Source organism: Collinsella aerofaciens (assembly GCF_015553355.1).
In the GTDB taxonomy this organism is placed as follows: Bacteria; Actinomycetota; Coriobacteriia; order Coriobacteriales; family Coriobacteriaceae; genus Collinsella; species Collinsella aerofaciens_V.
The window spans coordinates 86,655-94,623 of record NZ_JADNGN010000004.1; the positions used below are offsets into that span (position 1 = coordinate 86,655).

Annotated in this window: 8 protein-coding genes; all 8 read left to right on the top strand. The window is 62.4% G+C overall.

Annotated features, from left to right (window positions below; genetic code table 11):
- The 8 genes from I2D57_RS02310 to I2D57_RS02345 all read left to right on the top strand — a co-directional run bounded on the left by I2D57_RS02310 (position 1) and on the right by I2D57_RS02345 (position 7,812).
- Positions 1-1,293, top strand: coding sequence for a MiaB/RimO family radical SAM methylthiotransferase (locus I2D57_RS02310; RefSeq protein WP_195361321.1), 1,293 nt, complete (start codon positions 1-3; stop codon positions 1,291-1,293).
- The gene (locus I2D57_RS02315) at positions 1,274-2,260 is read left to right on the top strand and encodes a PhoH family protein (RefSeq protein ID WP_195361322.1); all 987 of its coding nucleotides are present in this window, start codon (positions 1,274-1,276) and stop codon (positions 2,258-2,260) included. The genes I2D57_RS02310 and I2D57_RS02315 overlap by 20 nt, the downstream gene beginning before the upstream one ends.
- Positions 2,257-2,766, top strand: a complete 510-nt coding sequence (gene ybeY / locus I2D57_RS02320; RefSeq protein ID WP_156600837.1) for an rRNA maturation RNase YbeY — start codon at positions 2,257-2,259, stop codon at positions 2,764-2,766. Before I2D57_RS02315 ends, ybeY begins: the two co-directional genes overlap by 4 nt.
- A gap of 9 nt (positions 2,767-2,775) precedes the next feature.
- Entirely contained in the window at positions 2,776-3,153 is a 378-nt protein-coding gene (locus I2D57_RS02325) for a diacylglycerol kinase family protein (RefSeq protein WP_022094706.1), read from the top strand.
- A 12-nt stretch (positions 3,154-3,165) separates the two neighbouring features.
- Positions 3,166-4,236, top strand: a complete 1,071-nt coding sequence (era, locus tag I2D57_RS02330) for a GTPase Era (protein WP_195361323.1) — start codon at positions 3,166-3,168, stop codon at positions 4,234-4,236.
- Positions 4,237-4,248: 12 nt separating this feature from the next.
- Positions 4,249-4,998, top strand: a complete 750-nt coding sequence (recO, locus tag I2D57_RS02335; protein ID WP_195361324.1) for a DNA repair protein RecO — start codon at positions 4,249-4,251, stop codon at positions 4,996-4,998.
- A gap of 138 nt (positions 4,999-5,136) precedes the next feature.
- Positions 5,137-5,415, top strand: coding sequence for a 30S ribosomal protein S15 (gene rpsO, locus I2D57_RS02340; RefSeq protein ID WP_006235963.1), 279 nt, complete (start codon positions 5,137-5,139; stop codon positions 5,413-5,415).
- A 150-nt stretch (positions 5,416-5,565) separates the two neighbouring features.
- Positions 5,566-7,812 carry a polyribonucleotide nucleotidyltransferase gene (locus I2D57_RS02345; RefSeq protein ID WP_195361325.1) on the top strand — a complete coding sequence of 749 codons (2,247 nt, stop codon included), beginning with the start codon at positions 5,566-5,568 and terminating at the stop codon, positions 7,810-7,812.
- The last annotated feature ends 157 nt before the right edge of the window (positions 7,813-7,969 follow it).

Sequence of the window (7,969 nt, forward strand, 5' to 3'; positions counted from 1 at the left end):
GTGCTCGCACCCCATATTTCCGTCGTCAACCTCGGTTGCCGTGTCAACCGGGTTGAGTCCGACCGTATCACTGCCGATCTTATGCGCCTGGGCTTTGCGATGGTGGAGGCACCGGACGCCGATCTGATCGTTATCAATACCTGCGCCGTGACGGGGGAGGCCGAGGCCAAGACCCGTAAGGCCGTCCGCCATGCGCTGGCCTATTCGGGCGAGCCTTACGTCGTCGTAACCGGCTGCGTCGTCAACTTGCATCCCGAGGAGCTGCTGGAGCTCTCCGATCGCGTGATCGCCGAACCGTCCAAGATTGACGTCGCCGCGCGCGTCTGCGAGGTGCTGGGTGTCGAATCCGATAGCGTGCCCGCCTGCAGCGATGGTGACGTGGTCGATGCGCTCGGTCGTTCGCGGCTGGGCGTGAAGATCCAGGACGGCTGCAACCACCGCTGCACCTATTGCATCGTGTGGAAGGCCCGCGGCCCCGAGCGTTCCGTGCCCGTCGAGTCCGTGCTCGAACAGGTGCGTGAGGCCCAGGAGGCCGGCGTGCCTGAGGTCGTGCTGACCGGCGTGAATCTGGGTGCCTATGACGGCAAGAGCGCGACCGACGAACATGTCGAGATCGATGAGCTGCTCCAGGCCATCATGGAGCGCACCGAGATCGCCCACGTGCGCATCTCCTCGGTGGAGCCCATGGACATTTCCGAGCGCCTACTCAAGGTGATGGCTCGTTATCCGAAGCGTATCGCGCCGTTTTTGCACCTGCCCGTGCAGTCTGGCTGCACGGCGACACTGCATCGCATGGGCCGTCCCTATAGCGCCGAGGCCTTTGAGGATACGGTGCGCATGATTCGCGCTAACCTGCCACAGGCTGCACTTTCGTGCGACGTCATCGTCGGTTTTCCTGGCGAGACGGACGAGGAGTTCGAGGAGTCGCTGGCCCTGTGCCGTCGCGTGGGCTTTTCGCGCATGCACGTGTTCCGCTATAGCAAGCGCCCCGGCACCCTCGCCGCCGACATGCCCGACCAGGTACCCCCTGAGGTCATGGCCGAGCGCAGCCGCCGCATGCGTGCGGCGGCTCAAGAGTTCGCGGTTGCCGATGCCCGCCGTCGCGTGGGCACCGTCGAGCGCGCCGTGCTTGAGTACGGTGACAATGTGACGCTCGGCTCGTTCCATCATGCCCGTCTTGATGATACCTGTGGACTCACAGCCCCGTGCCTGCTCGATGTTGCTATCATCGGAGTCGATGATTCCGGCTTGGTCCATGCACGCAGGGAGGTTCATGGAAGCCTCGAAGATTAGACTTACCGTTCCCGAGGGTATCGACCCCTCGCGCGTTTTGGGCGCCGGCGACGGCGTCCTTCGTGCACTCGAGAACTCGGTACGCGCCCATGTGGTTGCCCGCGGTGACAGCGTTGCCGTGAGCGGCGATCCGGACGAGGTTGAGCTGGTCGCGCGTTTTTTCGAGCATGCCTTTCGTGAGGCTGCTGCCGGGCGCACGCTTTCTGCCGATGATGTCTCGCGCTGTCTGGCCGTTCTGCGCGACGGCGAGCATGATGCCTCGTCGCTGCGCGATGACGTGCTGCTGTCGTATCGCGGTCGCGTCATTCGCCCCAAGACGCTCGGTCAAAAGCGCTATGTGGATGCCATTCGATCTTCTACCATCACGTTTGGCCTCGGTCCCGCCGGTACCGGTAAAACCTATCTAGCCATGGCGCTCGCCGTCGCCGCGCTCAAGCGCCATGAGGTAGGCCGCCTGATCCTGACGCGCCCGGTTGTCGAGGCGGGGGAGAACCTGGGCTTTTTGCCCGGCACCCTCGAGGAAAAGATCGACCCGTATATGCGCCCACTCTATGATGCCCTCTTTGACATGATGGATCGCGAACGCACCGATGAGCTTATGGAGCGTGGCGTGATCGAGATCGCTCCGCTCGCCTACATGCGCGGTCGAACGCTGAGTGATGCCTTTGTGGTGCTCGATGAGGCACAAAACACGACGCCCGAGCAGATGAAGATGTTCCTGACGCGTCTGGGTTTTAATTCCAAGTTCGTGATTACCGGCGACCTGAGCCAGCGTGACCTGGTGGGTCGTCGCGGCGGTCTTGCCGATATCGAAAGGATTCTGGGTCGCGTCGACGATGTGACGTTTTCTCACCTGGAGCGCGCCGACGTGGTGCGCCATGCCCTGGTGGGCCGCATCGTTGAGGCCTATGATGCATACGACGATGTGCGCGAGCAGCGCGCACGCGATCGAAAGGAGTCCCGTTGAGTGTATTGACCAGCAACGATGCCGAGCTCGATACGCTGCTCGATGCCCGGGAGGTGGAGCACATCTGCTCAGTTGTGCTTGTCGCCGAGGGTGTTGAGCGTGAGGTCGAGATTTCCCTTTCGTATGTCGATGAGGACGAGATGCACGAGCTCAACCTTGAGTGGCGCGGCATCGATCGCACGACCGACGTGCTCTCGTTTGAATGCGACTCGGCTTTTGACGAGGACATTCCCGCCGACGAGACGCTCGAACTCGGCGATATTATCCTGGCCCCGCAGGTTATTGCCCGCCAGGCCCCCGGCTTTGGCAACAGCCCCGCCGATGAGTGTCGACTGATGCTCGTGCACGGAATGCTGCACCTGCTGGGTTACGACCACATCGAAGACGATGAGGCCGAGGTCATGGAGGCGCGCGAGGATGCCATCCTGCGCGACCTGGCGCTTGAGCGCGGCGAGGACCCCAAACTCGTCCACGTCGGCCCCATAACCAATCATGCCCACGACTAGGAGCCGTCTATGATTCCCGGATCGAACAAGGACCATCCGTCCTTTTTAAAGTCGTTCTCATACGCTATGGAGGGCTTCGTCACCGCCGTCAAGACCGAGCGCAATATCAAGGTCATGCTCGTGGCGGGCGTGTGCACCGTCATTGCCGGCTGCATCGTGGGGCTCGATATTGCCGAGTGGGCCACGGTCATCATCTGCTGCGGCCTGGTGATTCACGGTGAGCTGTGCAATACCGCCATGGAGGCGATTGTCGACCTGGCGACCCAGGAGCTGCATCCGCTGGCCAAGCGCGCGAAGGATATCGCCGCTGCCTCTGTATACGTTCTTTCCATTACCGCCGCGATCGTGGGCTTGCTTGTCTTTGCCCACGCGCTCGACTTTATTTAGAAAGGGGTTCCCATGTCCGACAATATGCAGCCTACCGATGAAGTTTTGGATGACGTGGTCCTGGATGAGGCCGAAGGTGTCGATTCGTTTGACGAGGTCGAGGAGTTCGACCCGTTTGAGGGTATGAGCGACGAGGAACTCGATGCCCTGTGCGACGAGGATGAGGGCCTCGCGGGCTTTGGCGACGTGGAACCCGGTTTCCGCAGCGGCTTTGTGGCCCTGGTCGGTCGCCCTAACGCCGGCAAGTCCACGCTGCTCAACGCCTGTTACGGCAAGAAGGTCGCCATCACCTCTCCGGTGGCCCAAACGACCCGCCGCCGCATGCGCGCCGTGGTCAACCGCCCCGGCTATCAGCTGGTTTTCGTTGACACGCCGGGTATCCATAAGCCCAAGGACGGCCTGGGCTCCGAGCTCAACAAGAGCGCGTTGTTCGAACTGAACGATGTCGATGTCGTCGCGTTTCTGATCGACGCCACCAAACCGATCGGCAGGGGAGACGCTTGGGTTGCCGAGCGCGTCAAGAGCGCGCGTTCCAAGAAGGTCCTGGTGCTTACCAAGGCCGATGAGGCCGACCCCGCACAGGTCATGGAGCAGCTTAAGGCTGCTCACGAGCTCATGGAATACGACGATGAGATCGTGACGTCGTCGGTCAAGAACTTCAACGTCGATGCGTTTATCGAGACCGTCGCTCACTTTTTGCCCGAGGGCCCGCGCTGGTTCCCCGAGGACATGGGCACCGACGCGTCCGACGAGACCCTCGTGGCCGAGTTTGTGCGCGAGAAGGTCCTACGTCGCACCCGCGACGAGATCCCTCACTCCGTGGGCGTCATCTGTGACGCGCTCGAGCAGACTAAGAAGGTCCTGCGCGTGCACGCCACGATTTATGTCGAGCGCGAAGGGCAAAAGGGCATCATCATCGGCAAGGGCGGCGAGATGATCAAGCATATCGGCATCGATGCCCGTCGTGACCTTGAGCGCATCTTTGACACTCAGGTCTTTTTGGAGCTTGACGTGAAGGTCAAGGCCGGCTGGCGCGATGACGAGGCGCAAATCCGCCGCTTTGGCTACAATGCTGAAGATTAAGCCCCGGCGTTCATGGCAGCCTCTCGCACATATCGCACAAAGGTGCTCGTCCTCGACAAGACGAAGCTCAAGGAAACTGACCTGATCTTGACGATGCTCGACGAACGTGGGCGGCAGGTGCGTGCCGTGGCCAAAGGCGCACGTAAGCCTGGCGGTCGCCTTGCGGCCCGCTGCGAGCTCTTCTGCACCGTTGATATGCTGTTGGCGCATGGTCGCTCGCTCGACGTGGTTTCTCAGGCGGAGCTTGTGGAGGCGCCGCTCGGTGCTGCTCCTGACTACGAGACGACCTGTGCCGCCAGCGCGATTGCCGAGGTTGCGCGTGTGTGCTCGTTTGAGGATGCCGAGGATCCATTTACCTTTGCGATCACGCAGCGGGCGCTCACGCTTGTCGGCAGCGGGCTCGACTCGGCACATATGGACCTGCTCGTAGCGGCCTTTGTCTTTAAACTGCTGTCGCACGTTGGTTACCGACCCGATTTCTCGGCTTGCGTCTCGTGCGGCGATCCCATGCTGTCTTATTTTTCGCCTCAGGCGGGCGGTCTCATGTGCGGGTCGTGCGCGTCGAGCGTTCCGGGTGCCGAGCTGGTGTCGACCGGTGAGGTCGCATGGCTGCGCGCCCTTATGTCCATGACGTTCGATACCCTTATGGACGAGCAGATCGATCCGCATACGGCTGCGTTTTTGCTGGGGCTTTCGCATGTTTGGGCCGCCACGCACACCGATCAGCGGCTCCGTGCGATGGAATTCATGTTAGGTCGGTGATGATGCGCAGGCGCGTGCCGCTTGTGGTAATATACCGGCCTGTTGGTACCTCGACCTTGGATGCTCGCTCCACCGGCGGCCTCCCAGTCCGAGGCGAATAGAGTCGCCCACGGGCGACGCGAAACGAAAGGTGAAACAATGACTGTTTCCAAAGAGCGCAAGGCGGAGCTGACCGCCCAGTTCGGTAACTCCCCGGTCGACACCGGTAACCCCAAGGTTCAGGTCGCCATCCTGTCCGAGCGCATCAAGGAGCTGACCGAGCACATGAAGTCCCACCAGAAGGACTTCCACACCCGTCGTGGCCTGCTCATGCTCGTCGGCCGTCGTCGTCGTCTTCTCTCTTACATCAAGAAGAACGACATCGTCGAGTACCGTGAGCTCATCAAGGCTCTGGGCATCCGCGACAACATCCAGTAAGGATTTGTACATGCTAAGAGCGTCCTGCGCAGCGGGGCGCTCTTTTTGTGTAAGGGCGTGAACAATCACGCTCTGAAGCGTGGCGGGGGCAGGGGGCCCGCGTCACATGAGAAGCCCGCAGGCAAGGGGCCTGTGGGGTAAAGGAGAACAATGACACTCGTATCCAAGACCTTTGAGCTGTACGGCAAGACCTACACCTTCGAGTCCGGCGAGCTTGCCAAGCAGGCCACCGGCGCTTGTCTGGTCAAGCAGGGCGACACCACGATGCTCGACACCGTGGTCGTCTCCAAGGAGCGCAAGAATTACGACTTCTTCCCGCTGACCGTCGACTTCAATGAGAAGATGTACGCTGCCGGCCGTATCCCGGGTGGCTACCTCAAGCGCGAGGGCCGCCCCAGCGAGAAGGCCACGCTCACGGCTCGTATGATCGACCGTCCGATCCGCCCGAGCTTCCCGGACGGCTTCCGTAACGAGGTACACATCGTCGCCACCTCGCTCGTCGCCGACCAGGTTAACCCCTTCGACGTCATCAACGTCATGGGCGCCTCTTTGGCTATGACGCTCGGCGGCGTGCCCTTCGAGGGTCCGCTTGCCTGCGTGCGTATCGGCCGCAACGTGGAGACCGGCGAGTTTATCGTCAACCCCACCTATGAGGAGCGCGAGAACTCCGACCTGGACCTGGAGCTGGGCGGCTCTGCCGACTTCATCTCGATGGTCGAGGCCGGCGCCGAGGAGATCTCCGAGGACGACATGCTCGCCGCCATGAAGTTTGGTCAGGAGGCCCTCGCTGCCTTCTGCCAGGCCCAAGACGAGTTCGTCGCCGAGTGGGAGCAGGTCAACGGCGCTATCGTTAAGAAGGAGTACCCGCTCGACCAGCCCGTCGAGGAGGTCCAGGAGCGCATCTTCGCCCACTACGACGAGATGGCCACTGCCCTGCGCGACGCCGACAAGCTTTCCCGCATCGGTAAGGTCGAGGCTCTGAAGGAGTCCATCCGCGCCGAGTTCACCGACGAGGAGCAGGCCGCCTGGGAGCGCGAGATCCCCGTGGCGCTCAAGAAGCTCGAGAAGAAGGCCATGCGCACCATGGTCGTCGAGACCGGCGAGCGCGTCGACGGTCGCGCCGCCGACGAGATTCGTCCCATCATGGTGAAGGACAACTACCTGCCGCTCGTTCACGGCTCCGGCCTGTTCCAGCGTGGCCAGACCCAGGTGCTCTCCGTCCTGTCGCTTGGTATGCTCAACGAGGGCCAGCGTCTGGATACCATCGAGCCCACCGAGGGCAAGCGCTACATGCACCACTACAACTTCCCGCCGTTCTGCACCGGCGAGACTGGCCGCATGGGCAGCCCCAAGCGCCGCGAGATCGGTCACGGCAACCTGGCCGAGCGCGCTCTGCTCCCGGTGCTTCCCGACGAGAACGAGTTCCCCTACGCCATCCGTGTGGTCTCCGAGGTCATGGAGTCCAACGGCTCCTCTTCGATGGCTTCGACCTGCGGCTCTACGCTCGCCCTTATGGACGGCGGCGTGCCCATTAAGCGCCCGGTCTCCGGTATCGCCATGGGCCTGATCCAGGAGGAGGGCAAGACCGTGGTCCTGTCCGACATCCAGGGTCTCGAGGACTTCCTGGGCGACATGGACTTTAAGGTCACTGGCACCACCGAGGGCATCACTGCCCTGCAGATGGACAACAAGGCCACCGGCCTCACCTTCGACATCTTGGCCCGCGCCCTGCAGCAGGCCAAGGAGGGTCGCGCCTTCATCCTGCAGAAGATGCTCGACGTGATCCCCGATCCGCGTCATTCCACGCGCAGCACTGCTCCGCGCATCGTCTCCATCCAGGTTCCGACCGATAAGATCCGTGACGTCATCGGTTCCGGCGGCAAGGTCATCCGCGGCATCCAGGACGAGACCGGCGCTTCGGTCGACATCCAGGAGGACGGCACCGTCTTTGTCGGCGGCACCGGCGAGTCCGTCGATCAGGCCGTCGAGCGCATCAAGCTCATCATCAAGGTTCCCGAGCCGGGCGAGGAGTACACCGGTCGCGTTGTCTCTATCCAGCCGTTCGGCGCCTTCGTGAACCTGCTGCCCGGTAAGGACGGCCTGCTGCACATCTCCCGTGTCGCCAAGGGTCGTGTGGAGAAGGTCGAGGACGTCCTCAACGTGGGCGACGAGGTCAAGGTTGTCGTCATCGAGGTCGACGATCGCGGCAAGATCTCGCTCGATCGTCTCGACAAGCCCGAGGCCCCGGCTCGCGCCGAGGGTGCCTCCGAGGGTGACGGCGAGCACTTCCAGCGTCGTGAGCGTCCGCGTCGCGAGCGCTCCGAGCGCAGCGACCGTCCGCGCCGTCCCGGCGACAACGGAGGCCGCAAGCCCCGCCGTCACCACGACGCCGAGTAACAGCCGCACATAAGCAGCTCAACAAGGGCGACTCCGGACAGGGGTCGCCCTTTTGCTATTCCCGGCGGGGTCAGCGGGTAAAGTTTCCTGCTCTACAGTCCTGCTCACGACGGAGGCCACATTAAGTGGCCTCCTGTTCGTGCGGAACTCGCGATAA

Excerpts from the sequence above, each read along its gene's own strand:
- I2D57_RS02315 (WP_195361322.1), top strand. The coding sequence starts at position 1,274 with ATGGAAGCCTCGAAGATTAGACTTACCGTTCCCGAGGGTATCGACCCC.
- I2D57_RS02325 (WP_022094706.1), top strand. The coding sequence starts at position 2,776 with ATGATTCCCGGATCGAACAAGGACCATCCGTCCTTTTTAAAGTCGTTC.
- era (WP_195361323.1), top strand. The coding sequence starts at position 3,166 with ATGTCCGACAATATGCAGCCTACCGATGAAGTTTTGGATGACGTGGTC.
- recO (WP_195361324.1), top strand. The coding sequence starts at position 4,249 with ATGGCAGCCTCTCGCACATATCGCACAAAGGTGCTCGTCCTCGACAAG.
- rpsO (WP_006235963.1), top strand. The coding sequence starts at position 5,137 with ATGACTGTTTCCAAAGAGCGCAAGGCGGAGCTGACCGCCCAGTTCGGT.
- I2D57_RS02345 (WP_195361325.1), top strand. The coding sequence starts at position 5,566 with ATGACACTCGTATCCAAGACCTTTGAGCTGTACGGCAAGACCTACACC.